Source organism: Mycobacterium sp. 20KCMC460 (assembly GCF_022179425.1).
GTDB classification, from domain to species: Bacteria; Actinomycetota; Actinomycetes; order Mycobacteriales; family Mycobacteriaceae; genus Mycobacterium; species Mycobacterium kiyosense.
The window spans coordinates 4,208,377-4,226,974 of sequence record NZ_AP025524.1 but is presented as its reverse complement, the minus strand read 5'-3'; the positions used below and the strand labels follow the sequence as shown (position 1 = coordinate 4,226,974).

The 18,598-nt window shown below is 66.8% G+C and carries 17 protein-coding genes; 9 read left to right on the top strand and 8 right to left on the bottom strand.

The features are described from left to right. Positions 1-2 precede the first annotated feature (2 nt). Positions 3-845 carry a ribonuclease Z gene (locus MKCMC460_RS19560; protein WP_236982128.1) on the bottom strand — a complete coding sequence of 281 codons (843 nt, stop codon included), beginning with the start codon at positions 843-845 and terminating at the stop codon, positions 3-5. Positions 846-989: 144 nt separating this feature from the next. Between MKCMC460_RS19560 and MKCMC460_RS19555 the strand changes: the two genes are divergently transcribed. Further along, complete coding sequence (locus tag MKCMC460_RS19555) at positions 990-1,418, top strand: CBS domain-containing protein (RefSeq protein ID WP_236982130.1); 429 nt, start codon at positions 990-992, stop codon at positions 1,416-1,418. A 31-nt stretch (positions 1,419-1,449) separates the two neighbouring features. Here the strand turns inward: MKCMC460_RS19555 and MKCMC460_RS19550 are convergent, their stop codons facing one another. Further along, positions 1,450-2,061, bottom strand: coding sequence for a type II toxin-antitoxin system PemK/MazF family toxin (locus MKCMC460_RS19550; protein WP_236982131.1), 612 nt, complete (start codon positions 2,059-2,061; stop codon positions 1,450-1,452). A 17-nt stretch (positions 2,062-2,078) separates the two neighbouring features. Here MKCMC460_RS19550 and lepA point away from each other — a divergent pair, with 17 nt between their 5' ends. Then, entirely contained in the window at positions 2,079-3,992 is a 1,914-nt protein-coding gene (lepA, locus tag MKCMC460_RS19545) for a translation elongation factor 4 (protein WP_370652901.1), read from the top strand. A 127-nt stretch (positions 3,993-4,119) separates the two neighbouring features. Here the strand turns inward: lepA and MKCMC460_RS19540 are convergent, their stop codons facing one another. Then, positions 4,120-6,156: a glycoside hydrolase family 15 protein gene (locus MKCMC460_RS19540; protein WP_370652900.1), complete on the bottom strand. Its 2,037-nt coding sequence runs from the start codon at positions 6,154-6,156 to the stop codon at positions 4,120-4,122. Positions 6,157-6,269: 113 nt separating this feature from the next. Here MKCMC460_RS19540 and MKCMC460_RS19535 point away from each other — a divergent pair, with 113 nt between their 5' ends. The 5 genes from MKCMC460_RS19535 to MKCMC460_RS19515 all read left to right on the top strand — a co-directional run bounded on the left by MKCMC460_RS19535 (position 6,270) and on the right by MKCMC460_RS19515 (position 10,699). Further along, complete coding sequence (locus MKCMC460_RS19535; RefSeq protein WP_236982136.1) at positions 6,270-6,470, top strand: hypothetical protein; 201 nt, start codon at positions 6,270-6,272, stop codon at positions 6,468-6,470. A gap of 364 nt (positions 6,471-6,834) precedes the next feature. Next, complete coding sequence (locus MKCMC460_RS19530) at positions 6,835-7,869, top strand: sulfate ABC transporter substrate-binding protein (protein WP_370652899.1); 1,035 nt, start codon at positions 6,835-6,837, stop codon at positions 7,867-7,869. Beyond that, on the top strand, positions 7,866-8,753 hold the full coding sequence (gene cysT, locus MKCMC460_RS19525) for a sulfate ABC transporter permease subunit CysT (protein WP_236982137.1): 888 nt from the start codon (positions 7,866-7,868) through the stop codon (positions 8,751-8,753). The genes MKCMC460_RS19530 and cysT overlap by 4 nt, the downstream gene beginning before the upstream one ends. Next, positions 8,750-9,589, top strand: coding sequence for a sulfate ABC transporter permease subunit CysW (gene cysW, locus MKCMC460_RS19520; protein ID WP_236982139.1), 840 nt, complete (start codon positions 8,750-8,752; stop codon positions 9,587-9,589). Before cysT ends, cysW begins: the two co-directional genes overlap by 4 nt. Positions 9,590-9,610: 21 nt before the next feature. Further along, entirely contained in the window at positions 9,611-10,699 is a 1,089-nt protein-coding gene (locus MKCMC460_RS19515; RefSeq protein ID WP_236982141.1) for a sulfate/molybdate ABC transporter ATP-binding protein, read from the top strand. 13 nt (positions 10,700-10,712) lie between these two features. Here MKCMC460_RS19515 and MKCMC460_RS19510 read toward each other — a convergent pair whose 3' ends face one another. From MKCMC460_RS19510 to MKCMC460_RS31860, 4 genes are all read right to left on the bottom strand, one after another. After that, positions 10,713-11,444: a sirohydrochlorin chelatase gene (locus tag MKCMC460_RS19510; protein WP_238304717.1), complete on the bottom strand. Its 732-nt coding sequence runs from the start codon at positions 11,442-11,444 to the stop codon at positions 10,713-10,715. Continuing rightward, the gene (locus MKCMC460_RS19505) at positions 11,423-12,163 is read right to left on the bottom strand and encodes a phosphoadenylyl-sulfate reductase (RefSeq protein ID WP_236982145.1); all 741 of its coding nucleotides are present in this window, start codon (positions 12,161-12,163) and stop codon (positions 11,423-11,425) included. The genes MKCMC460_RS19510 and MKCMC460_RS19505 overlap by 22 nt, the downstream gene beginning before the upstream one ends. Beyond that, a complete protein-coding gene (locus MKCMC460_RS19500) occupies positions 12,160-13,830 on the bottom strand; it encodes a nitrite/sulfite reductase (RefSeq protein ID WP_236982147.1) in 1,671 nt (556 codons plus the stop codon). Before MKCMC460_RS19500 ends, MKCMC460_RS19505 begins: the two co-directional genes overlap by 4 nt. Before the next feature lie 108 nt (positions 13,831-13,938). Continuing rightward, the gene (locus tag MKCMC460_RS31860; RefSeq protein WP_370652898.1) at positions 13,939-14,040 is read right to left on the bottom strand and encodes an Ms4527A family Cys-rich leader peptide; all 102 of its coding nucleotides are present in this window, start codon (positions 14,038-14,040) and stop codon (positions 13,939-13,941) included. Between the two features lie 152 nt (positions 14,041-14,192). Here MKCMC460_RS31860 and hemW point away from each other — a divergent pair, with 152 nt between their 5' ends. Further along, complete coding sequence (gene hemW / locus MKCMC460_RS19495; RefSeq protein ID WP_236982149.1) at positions 14,193-15,389, top strand: radical SAM family heme chaperone HemW; 1,197 nt, start codon at positions 14,193-14,195, stop codon at positions 15,387-15,389. Positions 15,390-15,397: 8 nt separating this feature from the next. Here hemW and MKCMC460_RS19490 read toward each other — a convergent pair whose 3' ends face one another. Continuing rightward, entirely contained in the window at positions 15,398-16,639 is a 1,242-nt protein-coding gene (locus MKCMC460_RS19490; protein WP_238304715.1) for a sodium-dependent bicarbonate transport family permease, read from the bottom strand. A gap of 415 nt (positions 16,640-17,054) precedes the next feature. Here MKCMC460_RS19490 and MKCMC460_RS19485 point away from each other — a divergent pair, with 415 nt between their 5' ends. Next, positions 17,055-18,407 carry a salicylate synthase gene (locus tag MKCMC460_RS19485; protein WP_236982151.1) on the top strand — a complete coding sequence of 451 codons (1,353 nt, stop codon included), beginning with the start codon at positions 17,055-17,057 and terminating at the stop codon, positions 18,405-18,407. Positions 18,408-18,598 lie beyond the last annotated feature (191 nt).

Genomic DNA, 18,598 nt, shown 5'->3' with positions numbered 1-18,598 from the left:
CGCTAGGGGCGCGCCGACACCTCGACCCGGTGCAGGTCGTCGCCGAGTTCGATCTGCCCGCTGAACTCGGTGGCCGCCAGCGCTCGCCACTGGTCCTCCTGGCCTGCCACCAGCGGCGGTACGTAATGCGTCAGGATCAGCGTCGCCACCCCGGCACGGGCCGCCGTCGCGGCCGCCTCCGCCACCGATGAGTGGTAGTCGCAGACGTCCTTGACCCGCTGCTGCGGCACGTGGGTCAGGATGTCTTTGCGGATCGCGGTGTGCACCAACCCGTCTGCGCCGGCAGCCAGTGCGTCCAGACTCGCGCACGGCACCGTGTCGCCGGCCAGCACCACCGACGCACCGTCGAACTCGACGCGGAAGCCGATCGTCGGCGCCACCGGGCGGTGATCGGTGGGCGCGACCCGGATGGTGACGCCGTCACGGTCCCACACCACGCCGTCGGTGTGCTCGTGGACCTCGACCGACGGCGGGGCGTTCAGGTCGGCGTGGTGGGCGATCCGGTAGCTGATGTCGTGGCCGAACGCCTTGAGCGTCAGCTCCACCACCTCCGCGGTGCCCGGCGGGCCGATGATCTGCAGCGGCGGGGGATCGGGGGTGAAGGTGGTGATCCAATTCGTGATCAGCAGATCGCCCAGTTCGGCGATGTGGTCGCTGTGCAGGTGGGTGAGCAACAGGCCGGATAATCCGGCGGCTGCCACCCCGACCGCCGCCGCGCGTTGCAGCACGCCCCGCCCGCAGTCCACCAGGAACACCTGCTCGCCGGCGCGCACCAGGGTCGCGGGCCCGGCCCGGTTCGGGTCGGGGACGGGACTTCCGGTGCCAAGTAGCGTGACCTCGATCATGGGCAACATCTTTGCAAGTCGGCTGGGAATTGCGTATCCACCATCCGGTTGATTCGACGCGGGTACGGATGGCGGGGGCGTCTTTCCCGCCGCGCCACTAAGTCGTAGCCTGAGTGAATTGGATCACAAGGCATGGGAGGCCAGATGCGGATCGTGGACGTCTTGCGGAATAAGGGTGCGGCGGTGACGACGATCCACCCCGACGCGACAGTCCGGGAACTGTTGGCCGGCTTGGCGGAGCAGAACATCGGCGCCATGGTGGTGGTGGGTGACGACGGCGTGGCCGGCATCGTCTCCGAACGCGACGTGGTGCGTCAGCTGCACGTACACGGCGCCAGCGTGCTGTCCCGGCCCGTCTCCAAGATCATGACCAGCGCCGTTGCCACCTGCACCAAATCGGACACCGTCGACAGCGTCAGTGTGCTGATGACTCAGAACCGGGTGCGCCATGTGCCGGTGCTGGAAGGCAAGAAGCTGGTCGGCATCGTCAGCATCGGCGATGTGGTCAAGACGCGGATGGGCGAACTGGAGGCCGAGCAGCAGCAGCTGCAGTCCTACATCACCCAGGGCTGAACGACTCGGCCCCGGCGGTCGTGGAGACCACTCAGCGCCACGAGTATTCCGCGCGTAGCCGGGCGGCCACCACGTCGAAGGTCTCGCGGTCCAGGATCGCGCCCTCGCGGCGGATGCCTTCCTCGGGCACGTCGAGCACCCGGTCCAGCCGCACCCAGCTCTCGCGACCCTCGTAATCCCAGTCACCCGAACCGATTCCGACCCACTCCCGCTCTCCGGCGTGATGCTCCTGGCTGGACAGCATCAGCCCGAGCAGCACGGTGCGCTCCCGGCCCACCACCAGCACCGGCCGGTCTTTTCCGCGGGTCGGGTCATCCTCGTAAACCACCCAGGTCCAGACGATCTCGCCCGGATCGGCCTTGCCGTCCAGGTCGGGTGCATAAACCACTTTGCGGGCCCGCTGCGCGGTGGGAGAGCTGGTGTTCGTCACTGGGCGGCCCGCGGCGATCTCGACCGGAGCGGCCGGCAGACCCATCGCCACGATGTTCGCGGTGATCTTCACGGCGTGCTGCAGGGTCCGCAGTGTCTCCTGCGTGTTCTGCAGGCGCTGCACCACCCTCGGGGCCTCGGCGACGAGGTTCTCCGCAAAGCGCTGAAACGTTTTCCACTGTGACTTGCCGGACGACTTCTTACCCGGGGCCATGGTCGCAGTTTAACTGCGTGATTGTGTCCGGGGTGTTCTGCACGGATACGCTGGGCCTACTCGCACACCGCTCAACCAGGAGATTTCCCATCAGCAGTTTCGCCGACAAGACGTTCACGCCGCCGGCGCAGATTCGGAACTTCTGCATCATCGCTCACATCGACCACGGCAAGTCGACGCTGGCCGACCGGATGCTGCAGCTGACCGGTGTGGTCGACGAGCGTTCGATGCGCGCGCAGTACCTGGACCGGATGGACATCGAGCGCGAGCGTGGCATCACCATCAAGGCGCAGAACGTCCGGTTGCCCTGGCAGGTCGACAACGAAAACTACGTCCTGCACCTGATCGACACCCCCGGTCACGTCGACTTCACCTACGAGGTGTCCCGCGCCCTGGAAGCCTGCGAGGGCGCGGTACTGCTGGTCGACGCCGCCCAGGGGATCGAGGCGCAGACGCTGGCCAACCTCTACCTGGCCCTGGACCGCGACCTGCACATCATCCCGGTGCTCAACAAGATCGACCTGCCCGCCGCCGACCCCGACCGCTACGCCGGTGAGATCGCTCACATCATCGGCTGCGAACCGGGCGACGTGCTGAGGGTTTCCGGCAAAACCGGTGCGGGCGTCGCCGATCTGCTCGACCATGTGGTGCGCGAGGTGCCGCCCCCGCAGGGCGACGCCGACGCCCCCACCCGCGCGATGATCTTCGACTCCGTCTACGACATCTACCGCGGCGTGGTGACCTACGTCCGGGTGGTCGACGGCAAGATCAAACCGCGCGAGCGAATCGCGATGATGTCCACCGGCGCCACCCACGAGCTGCTCGAGGTCGGCATCGTCTCGCCCGAGCCCAAGCCCAGTGACGGTCTGGGTGTCGGCGAGGTGGGCTACCTCATCACCGGGGTGAAAGACGTCCGTCAGTCCAAGGTCGGCGACACCGTGACCACGGCGCGTCACGGTGCCACCGAAGCGCTGACCGGTTATCGCGAGCCCAAGCCGATGGTCTATTCGGGCCTCTACCCGGTCGACGGCAGCGACTACCCGAATCTGCGCGACGCCCTGGACAAGTTGCAACTCAACGACGCCGCCCTGACCTACGAGCCGGAAACGTCGGTGGCGCTGGGTTTCGGCTTCCGCTGTGGCTTCCTGGGCCTGCTGCACATGGAGATCACCCGCGAGCGGCTGGAGCGCGAATTCGACCTGGACCTGATCTCCACCTCGCCCAACGTCGTGTACCGCGTCGAGAAAGAGGACAACACCGAGATCGTGGTGACGAATCCGTCGGACTGGCCCGAAGGCAAGGTCCGTACCGTCTACGAGCCGGTGGTCAAGACCACCATCATCGCACCCAGCGAATTCATCGGCACCATCATGGAACTGTGCCAGTCACGCCGCGGCGAGCTCGGCGGCATGGACTACCTGTCGCCGGAGCGGGTGGAGCTGCGCTACACAATGCCGTTGGGCGAGATCATCTTCGACTTCTTCGACTCGCTGAAGTCGCGCACCCGCGGCTACGCCAGCCTCGACTACGAAGAGGCCGGTGAACAGGAAGCCCAACTGGTCAAGGTCGACATCCTGCTGCAGGGCGAGGCCGTCGACGCGTTCAGCGCGATCGTGCACAAGGATTCGGCGTTCGCCTACGGCAACAAGATGACGACCAAACTCAAAGAGCTGATCCCGCGCCAACAGTTCGAGGTTCCGGTGCAGGCTGCGATCGGATCGAAAATCATTGCGCGGGAAAATATTCGGGCCATCCGCAAGGACGTGCTGTCCAAGTGCTACGGCGGTGACATCACCCGTAAGCGCAAGCTGCTGGAGAAGCAGAAAGAGGGCAAGAAGCGGATGAAGACCATCGGCCGCGTCGATGTCCCGCAGGAGGCGTTCGTCGCGGCGCTGTCCACCGATGCCGCCGGGGACAAGGGCAAGAAATAAGGCGAACCGTACCGGGCGGGACGGCACCGTTCGGCCGCACGCCGGTGTCGGCAGCAGGACAATCGACCTCGTCAAAGCTCTTGTTGCACAAGCTCGTCGGCGCGAACTGACCTATCTGGTAGGTGACTCAGACCGGCGCGTTGGCCGGCTGGAACGCACCGGAGCCGTCGGCTTCCTCCTCGGCCCGGATCACGTGTACCACCGCATTGATCAGCGCCAGGTGCGTGAACGCCTGCGGGAAGTTGCCCAGGTGGCGCCCGGTGCGCGGCTCGATCTCCTCGGCGTACAGGTGCAGCGGACTGGCGAAAGACAGCAGCCGCTCACACAGCCGCTTGGCGCGGGCCACCTCGCCGATCTCCACCAGCGCCGAAACCAGCCAGAACGAGCAGATGGTGAAGGTGCCCTCCTCGCCGGAGAGCCCGTCGTCGGTCTCCTCGACCCGGTAGCGCAGCACCAGGCCTTCCTCGGTGAGCTCGTCGGCGATCGCCAGCACGGTGTTGCGCACCCGCGGGTCATCCGGCGGCAGGAACCGCGTCAGCACCACCAGCAACAGCGAAGCGTCGAGGGCATCGTCTCCATAGCGCTGGGTGAACACCCCGCGCGAGTCCACCCCATGCTGAAGGATGTCCGCCTTGATCTCCTCGGCGATCTCGCGCCATCGCTGCGCGTAACTCCGCTCACCCTGCTTCTCAGCCAGCTTGGCGCCCCGGTCCAGCGCCACCCAGCACATCACCTTCGACGAAGTGAAATGCTGCGGCTCACCGCGCACCTCCCAGATCCCGCGGTCCGGCTCGCGCCAGTGCGTGATCGCCTCCTCGACCTGCTTCTTCAGCACCGGCCACAGCGTCTCCGGGACCTGCTCGCGCGACTTGGCGTGCAGGTAGAACGAGTCCAGCACCGAACCCCAGATGTCGTGCTGGACCTGGTCGTAGGCGCCGTTGCCGATCCGCACCGGTCGGGCATGGTCGTAGCCGGACAGATGGTTGAGCTCCTCTTCGACCAGGCTGCGCTCCCCGCCGACGCCGTACATCACCTGCAGCGGATGCCGCTCGTTGCTGTTGGCGCCGGACACGTCGGCGATGAAGGCGAAGAAGTCGTCGGCCTCGCGGTCCAGGCCCAGTGTGTAAAGCCCCCACAACGCGAAGGTGGAGTCGCGGATCCAGGCGTAGCGGTAGTCCCAGTTGCGTTCGCCGTGCGGTGTCTCGGGCAGCGACGTGGTGCTCGCGGCCAGCAGCGCGCCGGTCGGGGAGTAGGTCAGGCCCTTCAGGGTCAGCGCACTGCGCTGCAGGTAAGCCCGCCACGGGTGGTCGGGGAAGTTGCCGATGTTGATCCACTGCCGCCAGCACTCGGTGGTCTGCCACATCTTGTGTGCGGCCTCTTCGTAGGTCTGCGGCGCCGGGTGCTTGGTCCAGCTCAGCGCGACGAAGATGTTGTCGCCCTCCTTCATCCGGGTTCGGGCGCGCGCTTCCCGGCCCTCCAGCCCGATGTTGAGGTTGGTGGTCAGCCGCAACGTGGGGTGCGCGTCGGGTTGCCGGCTGGCGCGCGCGATCGCCTCGCCGTAGGCGTTCGCCGAATATTCCCAGGTACAGTCGGTGCGGTGATAGTCGAAGGCGGGTTCGCAGCTCATCATCAACTCGACGGTGCCGCTGACACAGCGCACCGTGCGCAGCAGAATGTGCTCGGCGTCCCAGTCCATCGGGGTCCGGCGGTGGGTACGCGAGCGCCGCTCGATGTCGTGCCACGGCCCCATCACCAGCGCGTCGCGCACGATCAGCCAACCGGTGTGGGTCTGCCAGGTGGTTTCCATGATCAGACTGCCGGGCAGGTACCGCCGCGCCGAGGGCACCGATACGCCGTAGGGGCCGAGCCGGAAGTGGCCGGCGCTGCGGTCCAATATCGCGCCGAACACGCTGGGGGAGTCCGGCCGCGGCACACACAGCCACTCCACCGAACCCGCCGGCGAGATCAGGCAGGTCGTCTCCCAGTCCGACAGGAACGAGTAGTCGGCGATCGGCGGGAACGGGTTGCGTGACGGCGAGCTGGACTCATACGGCCCGCTCGACTCGAATGCCACCGAAGTGCCGTCGAGCGCGTGCAACTCGGGTTCGTCAAGGGGGACCACCCGGTCGTCAGTTGAGTCGGCGGAGTCGGCGTGCAGGACCATCCCGACATCATCGACCGTTCACCTGTCCGTCGTCCACCTTCGCTACCGAGGTGTTACCGGCGGCAACAAGGCTGACCGAATCCCATTGGTCTCGCGGGTCTCCGCCGCATAGGGTGGGCTCGGTGAACGGCTTCCTGAATTGGTGGGACAGCGTGGAGCTTTGGCTCTCCGGGCTGCCCTTCGTGCTTCAGGCGCTGGCGGTCATGCCGATCGTGTTGGCGCTGGCGTACTTCCTGGCCGCGACGCTGGACGCGGTGCTGGGCCGGGCCACCCGGATGCTGCGTCGCATTCGCCACTCCGAAGTCTCCGGATAACGCTCCGATGCCGCGTTCGCACGTGTCGCTGGTGCTGGCCGCTCTGGTGGTTCTGGTGATCGTCGCTTGGCTGCTCACCCACTGATCAGCCCGTCGAATTGCCAGTCCGCTGAACTCTGTTACGCTTCGCGACATGCACGCAGCAACCGAGGTTTTGCAGCGCGACGTCGTCGCGCCCGGTTGCCACCCTGCGGCCGTGGTCTGCGCCGCGGCCGGCGTGCGCTGTTGTCGCTGACTCCCTAACCCCGTGCGCGGTTGGTGTGGAGTCGGTGAATCGTATCGATTCTGATTGATCGCCCATCCGCAGCTACGGGACAGATGAACCCATTGAATAAGTCCCGCACCGGAAGGCTGATGACCGTAGATGTTGGAGTACAGGGGTGCACCGCGCTGGCAAGCGCTGGTGGCGCTCGTCTTGACGATCGGGACGGTGGCGGCCTGCCGCGGGGGTCCCAGCGACGTCGTCGGCGGCGGGGGCCTGGCTAACGCGAAAACCAGCGTGACGCTGGTTGCGTATTCGGTCGCCGAACCCGGTTGGGCCAAGGTGGGTCCGGCGTTCAACGCCTCCGAGGAAGGCAAGGGGGTGCAGGTGATCGCCACCTACGGCGCCTCGGGTGACCAGTCACGCGGCGTCGCCGAGGGCAAGCCGGCCGACCTGGTCAACTTTTCGGTGGAGCCCGACATCACCCGGCTGATCAAGTCCGGCAAGGTCGCCAAGGATTGGAATACCGACGCCACCAAAGGCATTCCGTTCGGATCGGTGGTGACGCTGGTGGTGCGCAAGGGCAACCCGAAGAACATCAGGGACTGGGACGACTTACTGCGGCCCGGAATCGAAGTGATCACCCCGAGCCCGCTGAGCTCCGGATCGGCCAAATGGAACCTGTTGGCCCCCTACGCGGTCAAGAGCGAAGGCGGCCACAACAGCCAGGCGGGCATCGAGTTTGTCAGCCGATTGGTGAGGGAACACGTGAAACTGCGTCCGGGCTCGGGCCGTGAAGCCACGGACGTCTTCGTTCAAGGCAGTGGAGATGTGCTGATCAGCTACGAGAACGAGGCCATCGCCGCCGAACGCGCGGGCAAGCCGGTCGAGCACGTCACCCCGCCGCAGACATTCAAGATCGAGAACCCCATGGCGGTGATCACCACCAGCCCGCACTTGGCCGCGGCAAACGCCTTCAAGAACTTCCAGTACACCGCAGCGGCGCAGAAGCTGTGGGCACAGGCCGGGTTCCGGCCGGTCGACCCCTCGGTTGCCGCCGCGTTCCGCGACCAGTTCCCGTTGCCGGCGAAACTGTGGACCATCGCCGACCTCGGCGGCTGGGACGTCGTCGATCCGCAACTGTTCGACAAGAACGCCGGCAGCATCACCAAGATCTATACGCAGGCCACCGGATGACCGTGACGATAACCCCAGATCCGGAGGCGATCCGCCCCGAAATCGACCAGCCCGGCGGCGACGCCCCCGGCGTGGTCGCGGTTGCCCGCGGGCGGGCCGGCACCACCTCACTGCGCGTCGGCGTGGCGACCGTGTGGCTGTCGGTGATCGTGCTGCTGCCGCTGGCGGCCATCCTGTGGCAGGCGGTCGGCGGCGGCTGGGACGCCTTCCGGCTGGCGGTCACCTCGAACGCGGCGATCGAGTCGTTTCGGGTGACGCTCACCATTTCGGCCGGGGTGACGCTGCTGAATACGTTGTTCGGCCTGCTGATCGCCTGGGTACTGGTGCGCGACAACTTCTTCGGCAAGCGCCTGGTGGACGCCGTGATCGACCTGCCGTTCGCGCTGCCGACCATCGTCGCCAGCCTGGTGATGCTGGCGCTGTACGGGAACCACAGCCCGGTGGGACTGCACCTGCAACACACCGAGTGGGGTGTCGGGGTCGCGCTGGCGTTCGTCACCCTGCCGTTCGTGGTGCGCGCCGTGCAGCCGGTGCTGCTCGAGGTCGACCGGGAAGCCGAGGAAGCGGCGGCGTCGCTGGGCGCCAACGGTCCCAAGATCTTCGTCTCCATCGTGCTGCCGTCGTTGCTGCCCGCGTTGTTGTCCGGTGCGGGCCTGGCGTTTTCGCGGGCGATCGGCGAGTTCGGGTCGGTGGTTCTGATCGGCGGTGCGGTGCCGGGCAAGACCGAGGTCTCCTCGCAGTGGATCCGGACCTTGATCGAGAACGACGACCGCACCGGTGCTGCCGCGATATCCATTGTGCTGCTGTCTATTTCGTTCGTCGTACTGCTGCTCCTGCGCGTCGTCGGGGGGCGGGCGGCCAAACGCGAGGAGTTGGGACATTGACCGCCGCGACTTCCCCGACCGCCGCGACTTCCTCGCGTCCGGTCCGCTACCTGCTGCGCTACACCGCGCTGGCGTATATCGCTGTGCTGCTGATCATTCCGGTGATGCTCATCCTGTGGCGCACCTTCCGGCCCGGGTTGGGGCAGTTCTACGACTGGATCAGCACACCGGCCGCGGTCGCTGCGCTGAACCTCTCCCTGCTGGTGGTGGCCATCGTGGTCCCGCTGAACGTGGTGTTCGGCATTCCGACGGCTTTGGTGTTGGCGCGCAACCGGTTTCGTGGCAAAGGCATTCTGCAGGCGGTCATCGACCTGCCGTTCGCCGTGTCGCCGGTGATTGTGGGTGTCTCGCTGATCGTGCTGTGGGGGGCCGGCGGTGCGCTGGGGTTCGTGGAGCGAGACTTCGGGTTCAAGATCATCTTCGGGCTGCCGGGCATCGTGCTGGCCAGCATCTTCGTCACGCTGCCGTTCGTCGTGCGCGAGGTGGAACCGGTGCTGCACGAACTGGGAACCGATCAGGAGCAGGCCGCCGCGACCCTGGGTTCTGGTTGGTGGCAGACATTCTGGCGGATCACGCTGCCGTCCATCCGGTGGGGCCTGACCTACGGCATCGTGCTGACCATCGCCCGAACCCTCGGTGAGTACGGCGCGGTCATCATGGTGTCGTCCAACCTGCCCGGCGAGTCGCAGACACTGACACTGCTGGTGTCGGACCGCTACAACCGCGGGGCAGAGTACGGCGCCTACGCGCTGTCGACGTTGTTGATGGCCGTCGCCGTTTTGGTGCTGGTCGTCCAGGTGGTGCTGGATGTACGCCGGGCACGGGTAAGTAAGTAAGCCGGACAAGGAGATTCGACGATGACCGATACCGCAGCCGCCCCGCGTGAGCACGCGATCGTGGTGCAGGACGCTTTCAAGCAGTACGGCGATTTCGTGGCGCTGGATCACGTGGACTTCGTGGTGCCCACCGGCTCGTTGACGGCGTTGCTGGGGCCCAGCGGGTCGGGCAAGTCGACGCTGCTGCGTACCATCGCCGGTCTCGACCAACCTGATTCGGGAACGGTCACCATCAAGGGGCGCGACGTCACCCGGGTGCCGACCCAACGTCGTGGGATCGGATTCGTGTTCCAGCACTATGCGGCGTTCAAGCATCTGACCGTGCGCAACAACGTGGCTTACGGGTTGAAGATCCGTAAGCGGCCCAAGGCCGAGATCAAGGAGAAGGTAGACCATCTGCTGGAGGTGGTGGGGCTGAGCGGATTCCAGAACCGCTACCCCAACCAGCTCTCCGGCGGGCAGCGGCAGCGTATGGCGCTGGCCCGGGCGCTGGCCGTCGACCCGCAGGTGCTGCTGCTCGACGAACCGTTCGGCGCCCTGGACGCCAAGGTCCGCGAAGACCTGCGGTCCTGGCTGCGTCGCCTGCACGACGAGGTCCATGTCACCACCGTGCTGGTCACCCACGATCAGGCCGAGGCGCTGGACGTGGCCGACCGGATCGCCGTGCTGAACAAGGGCCGCATCGAGCAGGTCGGTTCCCCGACGGAGGTCTACGACGCGCCCGCGAACGCGTTCGTGATGTCCTTCCTGGGCGCGGTGTCCGTGCTGAACGGTGCTCTGGTCCGTCCGCACGACATTCGGGTGGGCCGCAACCCCGACATGGCGGTCGCCGGCGGTGACGGCACGGCGGAGTCGATCGGCGTCGTGCGCGCCACCGTCGACCGGGTAGTGACGCTCGGATTCGAGGTCCGGGTCGAACTGACCAGCGCGGTCAGCGGAGGCCCGTTCACCGCACAGATCACCCGAGGTGACGCCGAGGCTCTGGCGCTGAAGGAGGGCGACACCGTCTACGTGCGCGCAACCCGGGTGCCGCCGATTGTCGACCCGGGCGACGTGTCGTTAAACGGTGCGGCAAACGACGAGGACGAGCCCACGCTCACATCGGCCTGAGCCGACGCCCGGGTCAGGCCGCGATGCGTTGCGCCGCAGCTTGATCGAAGCGGTCCAGCACCGTCGCGGCCACCAGGCGGTGCGCGCCCAGCGGCGCGGCCATCGCCGCCCCGGCGCCGCGCGCGAACCGCTCGACCCGGTCCGGGATGCGGCCCGGCGCCAGGAACCACGGCGCGATGACCACCCGGCCGGCGCCCTGGCTGCGCAACTCATCGACCGCTTCGTCCAGCGACGGTTCGGTGTGCGTGGCGAACGCCGTTGCCACTGCGGCCCAACGGGTTCCGGCTGCCAGCCTGGGGGCCACCGCGGCTGTACGCGCATTCGCGACCGGGTTCGACGAACCGATCGCCACCACCAGCACGCCGACGCTGTCGTCGAGCCGCGACACCCCCAGTTCGACGACCCGGTGCCGCAGCACCGACACCAGCCGGTCGTCCTCGCCCAACACGCCGGCCTGCCGGACCAGGTCGCCGACACCGCACGCTGCGATCTGGCCCGGAATGTCCACGCGTGCGTGGTAGGCGTCGGCCAGTAGCAGCGGCGTCACAATCGCCGCACCGGCACACGAGTCCAGCACCTCGCCCAGGCCCGGAGAGTTGTGCTCGCAGAACGCAACCCGCACGTCGAGGCCGGGGCGCAGCCGGGCCACCCGGGCCGCGACGGCGCGGGCGTTGGCCGCCGACCGCGGGTCGGCGCTGCCGTGCGCGGTCAATATGAGAGGGGTCACGACGCGTGCAGCCCGCATTCGGTCTTGGCCTGCCCCTGCCAGCGCCCGCTGCGCGGATCGGCGCCTTCGATCGGCTTGGCCGTGCACGGGGCGCAACCGATTGACGGATATCCTTCGTAGACAAGGGGATTGACCAACACATCGTGCTTGTCGATGTAGTCCTGCATGTCCTGGTCTGACCAGGCGGCCAGCGGGTTGATCTTCACCAGCTTGAACGCCTCGTCGAAGCTGATCAGCGGGGCATTGGCACGGGTCGGCGCCTCGACCCGGCGGATGCCGGTCACCCACGCGGAATACCCGCGCAACGCCTTGCCCAGCGGAACGACCTTGCGCAGCCGGCAGCACTCGCCGGGGTCCCGGCTGAACAGGTCCTTGCCCAGCAGCTTGTCCTGCTCTGCCACCGAGTGCTCCGGGGTGACATTGACCACCCGGATGTCGTAGACGGATTCGATCGCGTCGCGGGTGCCGATGGTCTCCACGAAGTGATAGCCGGTGTCCAGGAACATCACCGGAACACCCGGGCGCACCTTGGCGGCCAGATCCACCAGCACCGCGTCCTGCATGTTGGAGGCCACCACGTAGTTGCACGTCGCCCAGCCGCGCGGTCCGTTGATGTTGCCGAAGTGCTGCTCGGTCCACCGCAACAGCTCCATGGCGTCGGCACCGTCGAGTTCGGCAGCGCCGCGGGCCGCCAGCTCGCGCAGTTGGTCCTCGTTCAGTTTGGGCGCCTCGCTCATCGCAAGTCGTCCTCCTCCGCGCGGATGGCCCACTGCGCGAAGCGTTCACCGTCGTTGCGGTGTTTGAGGAAGTTGCGGGTCACCCGGTCGATGTAATCGCCCAGCTCTTCGCTGGTGACCTTGTGCTGGCGCAGTTTGCGCCCGAAGCCGCTGTCCAGGCCGAGGCCGCCGCCGAGGTGAACCTGGAAGCCTTCGACCGAGCCGCCGTTGCCGTCGTCGACCATCTGGCCCTTGAACCCGATGTCGGCGATCTGGATGCGGGCGCACGAGTTGGGGCAGCCGTTGATGTTGACCGTGATCGGCACGTCGAGTTCGCCGTTGATGTCCTCCAGCCGGGCTTCCAGCTCGGGCGCCAAAGACTGTGCCCGCACCCGTGTTTCGGCGAATGACAGTTTGCAGAATTCGATTCCGCTGCACGCCATCAGGTTTCGGCGCCAGCGCGACGGCTTCGATTGCAGGCCCAGGCTTTCCAGTCCAGCGACCGTCTCGTCGACTTTATCGTCGGGCACGTCGAGCATGACCAGCTTCTGGTAAGGGGTGAGCCGGATCCGGTTGGATCCGGCGTTGTCGGCCAGGTCCGCGACCGCGCTCAGGATGGTGCCGGAGACCCGTCCGGCGATGGGGGAGACGCCGATGGCGTTGAGCCCGTTCTTGAGTCGCTGCACGCCCACGTGGTCGATCGGGTGCGCGATCTGGTCGGGCGCCGGGCCGTCGATCAGTGGACGCTTGAGGTACTCGGTCTCCAGGACCTCCCGGAACTTCTGCACGCCCCAGTCCTTGACCAGGAACTTCAGCCGCGCCTTGGCGCGCAGTCGCCGGTAACCGTAGTCCCGGAAGATCGACGTCACCGCCTCCCACACCTCGGGCACCTCGTCCAGCGGAACCCACGCCCCGAGCCGCTGGGCCAGCATCGGGTTGGTGGAGAGCCCGCCGCCGACCCACAGGTCCAGCCCGGGCCCGTGCTCGGGGTGGTTGACTCCGATGAACGCGATGTCGTTGATCTCGTGGGCGACGTCCTGCAGCCCGGAGATGGCGGTCTTGTACTTGCGCGGCAGGTCGGCGTACTCGGGCTTGCCGATGTAGCGCTTGACGATCTCGTCGATCGCCCAGGTGGGGTCGAGCACCTCGTCCAGCGATTCACCGGCCAGCGGCGAACCGAGCACCACGCGGGGGCAGTCGCCGCAGGCCTCGGTGGTCTGCAACCCCACCTCGTCGAGCCGGCGCCAGATCTCCGGGACGTCCTCGACCCGGATCCAGTGGTACTGGATGTTCTCCCGGTCGGAGATGTCGGCGGTGTCGCGGGCGAACTCCGTCGAGATCTGGCCCAATACGCGCAACGCGGTCGCCGAGATGGCACCGCCGTCGCAGCGCACCCGCATCATGAAGTACTTGGCCTCGAGCATGTCCATGTTGTCGTCGCCGGTGAACGAGCCGTCGTAGCCCTGCTCGCGCTGGGTGTACAGGCCCCACCAGCGGAAACGGCCGCGCAGGTCGCTCTTGTCGATGCTGTCGAAGCCCTGCTTGGAGTAGATGTTCTCGATGCGCTCGCGGACCTCGAGGGGCGCGCCGGCTTTCTTCATCTCCTCGTTGGGGTTCAGCGGCTCGCGATTGCCCAGCGCCCACTGTCCCTCATTGCGGGGCGCCTTCGCGGGGCGTGCTGTGGTCATACGGGGACTCCTTCACGAACGAGACCGGCTGGAATCCGCGCAGCGCACCGTTGCTTCCGGCGGCGCAGATCCGGCAGCCAGGGGTACAGATGGGCTGGGTCTACGACATCAAGACAGACAGCAGCAGCTGCAAACGCGCTTGAGGTCGATATGCCGTCGCACCACCAGCGCTACCCGCAGGTTCGATTCGGCGACAGTCACGGGTGCCATTCTGCCATGAATCCCGACGTGCCGTGCTACCAGGTCAAATTTCTCATCACAGTGATTAAAACTAGGTCCCAAACCTGAGTGATCAGGCCAAGAAAACCGGGAACAGCCTGGGAAAACGTCATATACAGGGGCTTCGTGCCAGAATTTCGGGCATGGCCCTCAGCGAGACCCGGAGCGAGACCGGGTCAGCCCCCCACGCGGAGCTACCGGCGGCGCGGCCCACTGCGGGACGACCGTTCGGGCTGTACGTACACGTCCCGTTCTGCATCACCCGGTGCGGATACTGCGACTTCAACACCTACACCCCGGCTGAACTGGGCGGGGTGAACCCGGACGCCTGGCTGGCGGCGTTGCGCACCGAGCTGGAGTTGGCGGCCGCCCGGCTGGACGGCCCGACGGTGCAGACCGTCTTCGTCGGCGGGGGGACGCCGTCGCTGCTGGGCGCTGCCCGCTTGACCACCCTGCTGAACCAGGTGCGCGAACACTTCGCCCTGGCGCCGGACGCCGAGATCACCACCGAGGCCAACCCGGAGTCGACGTGGCCGGAGTTCTTCGAGACGATCCGCGCGGCCGGCTATACGCGGGTATCGCTCGGCATGCAGTCGGTGGTTCCGCACGTACTCGGTGTGCTGGACCGGGTGCACACTCCCAACCGGTCGGCGGCGGCCGCCCGCGAGGCGCTGGCGGTGGGTTTCGAGCACGTCAGCCTGGACCTGATCTACGGAACTCCGGGGGAGAGCGACGACGATCTGCTGCGCTCGGTGGACACGGCGGTGCAGACCGGGGTCGATCACGTCTCGGCCTACGCGCTGGTGGTCGAGCAGGGCACCGCGATGGCCAGGCGGGTCCGTGCCGGTGAACTCACCGCCCCCGACGACGACGTGCTCGCGCATCGCTACGAACTGGTCGACGAACGTCTTTCGGCGGCAGGGATGAACTGGTACGAGGTGTCGAACTGGTCTCGGCCCGGAGGTGAGTGCCGGCACAACCTCGGTTACTGGAACGGTGGTCAGTGGTGGGGTGCGGGACCGGGCGCGCACGGCTACGTCGGCACCACCCGATGGTGGAATGTCAAGCATCCCAACGCTTATGCCGAGCTACTGGCGGATGGTGCGTTGCCGGTAGCCGGTTTCGAAGAACTCGGCCCGGATGCGCTGCACACCGAGGAGGTGTTGCTGGGAATCCGGCTGCGACAAGGTCTTTCGCTTGATCTGCTGGACGCAGCCGAACGTCAGCGGGCCGAGACGGCGCGGGCCGACGGGCTGCTGGAATCCGCCGGCGACCGCCTGGTGCTCACCGACCGGGGGCGGCTACTGGCCGACGGTGTGGTGCGGACGCTGCTGGGCTGACCCGGGTTTCAGCTGGTATGGAACCAGTGTCCGACCAGGCGGGCGAATTCGATGTACAGCGGGATCCCGATCGTCACGTTGTAGGAGAACGTCAGGCCCAGTGATGCCGCCAGCGGCAGTGTCGGGCTGGCTTCGGGGATCGCGAGGCGCTGGACGGCGGGAACGGCGATGTAGGAGGCCGCACCGCACAGCACGGCGAACAACACGTAGGTGCCTGGTTTGAAGTCCGCGCCGGTCAGTGCCGCGTAGCTGTGCGCGACGACGATGCCAAGTGCGGCAAAGACATTCGGGGCCAGCAGCCCGAAGACGATGAAGCCCTTCCCCGCGCTGCGCAGGTCGCGCAGCTTGCGTGACGCCGTCATGCCCATTTCCAGCAGGAACAGCGCCAGCACGCCCTGAAAGGCGGTGACGAAGAAGGTGTCGTCGTCGTGGACGACTTTCTCGCCCTGCAGCCCGCTGATCAGGCCGATGACGATGCCGCCGAGCAGCAGGCACAGCCCCGGATTCAGGAACACCTCCTGCAGCAGATCGCGGGAGAACAGCGACGCCTTCTTGGCACTGGTGCCCGGTTTGGTAACGGTGTCGTCCCAGCCGCCGTGTTCGTTCTTTTCCATCGACAGCTCGAGCTCCTGCTCGATGGCGCGTTCTTCGCTCTCGACGCTCTGGCCACTGGCGGGCCGGGCCACGGTGCCGGGGCCGATGCTGACCCGGGCGGGTGCGGTGTAGCCGGGCTCGTCGGGCAGATAACCCGCCTGGTCCATGCCGCGGTGCCGCAGACGAGCCACCAGGTACAGCGCCACCAGACAGCCCGGGATCTCCATGACCGCCAACATGACAGGCATGTAGGCGTTGAAGACGAGTCCGACACTGGTCAGCACCGCGACGCAGGTGGCGAAGGTGCCGGCCGAGTCCGATCCGTAATAGCCGGCGACCGTGGCTCGGTCGACGCGCCGCATTCGGGTCATGCGACCGAGCAGGAAGTAGGCCAAGCTGCCGATCACGAAATTCAACACGAAGCCGACCACCATGAAGCCGACGATGACGCCGATGCTTGAGGGCTTGATCTTGGCCAGTTCCTCGCCGCCGTGCCAGCCGATGGCCAGCAGCAGGTACATCGTCAGGCCTTGGTAGATGACGTAGGGAAATTCGAAGCGAACCTTGAGGATTGGGATCAGAAACCCGAAGTAGAAGAACAGCAGTAGCGGCTTGAACAGGTTGTGGGTGAAGTTCTCCCAGAACTCGTGCAGCATCCGACACCCTCCGCGCTCATCGCGATTCGAGAACAACCGGCCGTCGGTGGGCGACCGCGAGATATCGCTGCGAACGTAACCGCGCCGATGTCCACCCGCCACTCAGCTGGAGCGGACAAGCTGCCGATTTAGCCCAGTTTTCGTGCCGGTACCCTCGCCGAAATCTGCTTGTAACCAGCGGAAATCGCAATTTCGCAGGCTGGCGCCGTTTGTCGGTGCAGGGTGTGGATCGAGTACCAATTACCTGTCAGTTTGCTGGGAGCCCCGTGTCGGGTCGGCGCACAGGCGCCAGCGCAGTCGGCTTGACGTCGACGCGACCCTCGGCACCGCGCCGCCGGGCCGTACCGGGGACGGCCGGCGCGCTCCCGGGGGCGCCCCCCGCCTTAGTGGATAGGTTAGGCTACATTTACTAATTATGATGGAGGCCAGTGTCGAGACGAGTTCTTCCAGCACCGAGTCGCCGGCCATCCCGCTGCCGGGCGGGGTCGACCCCGCTGACGTAGCTGCCGAACTGGCCGCCCGGCTCGCTGAGCCGGTGGGCGACGAATACCTGCTCTACGAGCAGAACGGGCAATGGGTGCTGGCTGCCGGCGTGCAGGCGATGGTGGAACTGGACAGCGACGAGCTGCGGGTCGTGCGTGACGGCGTGACCCGGCGCCAGCGGTGGACGGGGCGCCCGGCGGCGGTGCTGGGCGAGGCCATCGACCGCTTGCTGCTGGAAACCGACCATCTCTTCGGCTGGGTTGCTTTCGAATTCGGCGTCTATCGCTTCGGTCTGCAACAACGGCTGGCGCCGCACACGCCGCTGGCCCGGCTGTTCTGGCCGCGCACCCGCATCGTGGTCACCGCGGAGGAGATCCGCCTGTTCAGCGCCGACGCCAAGCACCGGGAAACCGTGGAGCGGTTGCTTGCCGACGGAGTGCGCGCGGTGCCCCGGCCCACGACGGTGGACCTGTCGGCGGACCCCTCGGGTTATCGCGATCGGGTGGCGGTGGCCGTCGGCGAGATCGTCGCCGGAAACTACGACAAGGTGATCCTGTCGCGCTCGCTGGAAATACCCTTCGCGCTGGACTTTCCGGCGACCTACCGGCTGGGCCGGCGCCACAACACGCCCGTGCGGTCGTTCCTGTTGCGGCTCGGGGGTATCCGCGCGCTGGGTTATAGCCCGGAACTGGTCACCGCGGTACTGCCCGACGGTGTGGTGGTCACCGAGCCGTTGGCCGGAACACGTGCGCTGGGCCGCGGTGCCGTACCCGACCGGCAGGCCCGCGACGATCTGGAGTCGAATTCCAAAGAGATTGTCGAGCACGCCATTTCGGTACGCACCTCGCTTCAGGAGATCAGCGAGATCGCCGAGCCGGGAACCGCGGCCGTCGTCGACTTCATGGCGGTGCGCGAACGAGGCAGCGTGCAGCACCTGGGGTCGACCGTCACCGGGCGGCTGGACCCGGCCAGTGACCGAATGGACGCGCTGGAAGCGCTGTTCCCGGCCGTCACCGCCTCAGGTATCCCGAAAGCCAGTGGTGTGGAAGCAATCCTGCGTCTGGACGAGGGCCCACGCGGGTTGTATTCGGGTGCGGTGGTGACCTTCTCGTCGGACGGGGGACTCGACGCCGCCCTGGCGCTGCGAGCCGCGTACGAATGCGAAGGGCGTGGCTGGCTGCGGGCCGGCGCGGGCATCATCGAGGCGTCCGACCCCGAGCGTGAATTCGAAGAGACCTGCGAGAAGCTCTCCACCTTGACGCCCTACCTTGTCGAGCGGCACTGACGGGCTGAGGCTGCCCGGACCGCCGTGGGCGCGGGTCCACACCGACGAAATCGGCGGCATCCACGCCATTCGGGCGTCCCCTGTCGACGCCACCATGAGGTGACCGACGGCATGTCCGCGCGGGACTTTGGTCCCTATTCGGTGCAGGTGCCTGCCAGCGACCCTGGTTAACGGTGACATTCGGTGTCGCT

Coding starts and splice junctions, on each gene's coding strand:
- MKCMC460_RS19560 (WP_236982128.1), bottom strand. CDS start 845: ATGATCGAGGTCACGCTACTTGGCACCGGAAGTCCCGTCCCCGACCCG.
- MKCMC460_RS19555 (WP_236982130.1), top strand. CDS start 990: ATGCGGATCGTGGACGTCTTGCGGAATAAGGGTGCGGCGGTGACGACG.
- MKCMC460_RS19550 (WP_236982131.1), bottom strand. CDS start 2,061: ATGGCCCCGGGTAAGAAGTCGTCCGGCAAGTCACAGTGGAAAACGTTT.
- MKCMC460_RS19540 (WP_370652900.1), bottom strand. CDS start 6,156: ATGGTCCTGCACGCCGACTCCGCCGACTCAACTGACGACCGGGTGGTC.
- MKCMC460_RS19530 (WP_370652899.1), top strand. CDS start 6,835: ATGTTGGAGTACAGGGGTGCACCGCGCTGGCAAGCGCTGGTGGCGCTC.
- cysT (WP_236982137.1), top strand. CDS start 7,866: ATGACCGTGACGATAACCCCAGATCCGGAGGCGATCCGCCCCGAAATC.
- MKCMC460_RS19515 (WP_236982141.1), top strand. CDS start 9,611: ATGACCGATACCGCAGCCGCCCCGCGTGAGCACGCGATCGTGGTGCAG.
- MKCMC460_RS19510 (WP_238304717.1), bottom strand. CDS start 11,444: ATGCGGGCTGCACGCGTCGTGACCCCTCTCATATTGACCGCGCACGGC.
- MKCMC460_RS19505 (WP_236982145.1), bottom strand. CDS start 12,163: ATGAGCGAGGCGCCCAAACTGAACGAGGACCAACTGCGCGAGCTGGCG.
- MKCMC460_RS19500 (WP_236982147.1), bottom strand. CDS start 13,830: ATGACCACAGCACGCCCCGCGAAGGCGCCCCGCAATGAGGGACAGTGG.
- MKCMC460_RS31860 (WP_370652898.1), bottom strand. CDS start 14,040: ATGGCACCCGTGACTGTCGCCGAATCGAACCTGCGGGTAGCGCTGGTG.
- hemW (WP_236982149.1), top strand. CDS start 14,193: ATGGCCCTCAGCGAGACCCGGAGCGAGACCGGGTCAGCCCCCCACGCG.
- MKCMC460_RS19490 (WP_238304715.1), bottom strand. CDS start 16,639: ATGCTGCACGAGTTCTGGGAGAACTTCACCCACAACCTGTTCAAGCCG.
- MKCMC460_RS19485 (WP_236982151.1), top strand. CDS start 17,055: ATGATGGAGGCCAGTGTCGAGACGAGTTCTTCCAGCACCGAGTCGCCG.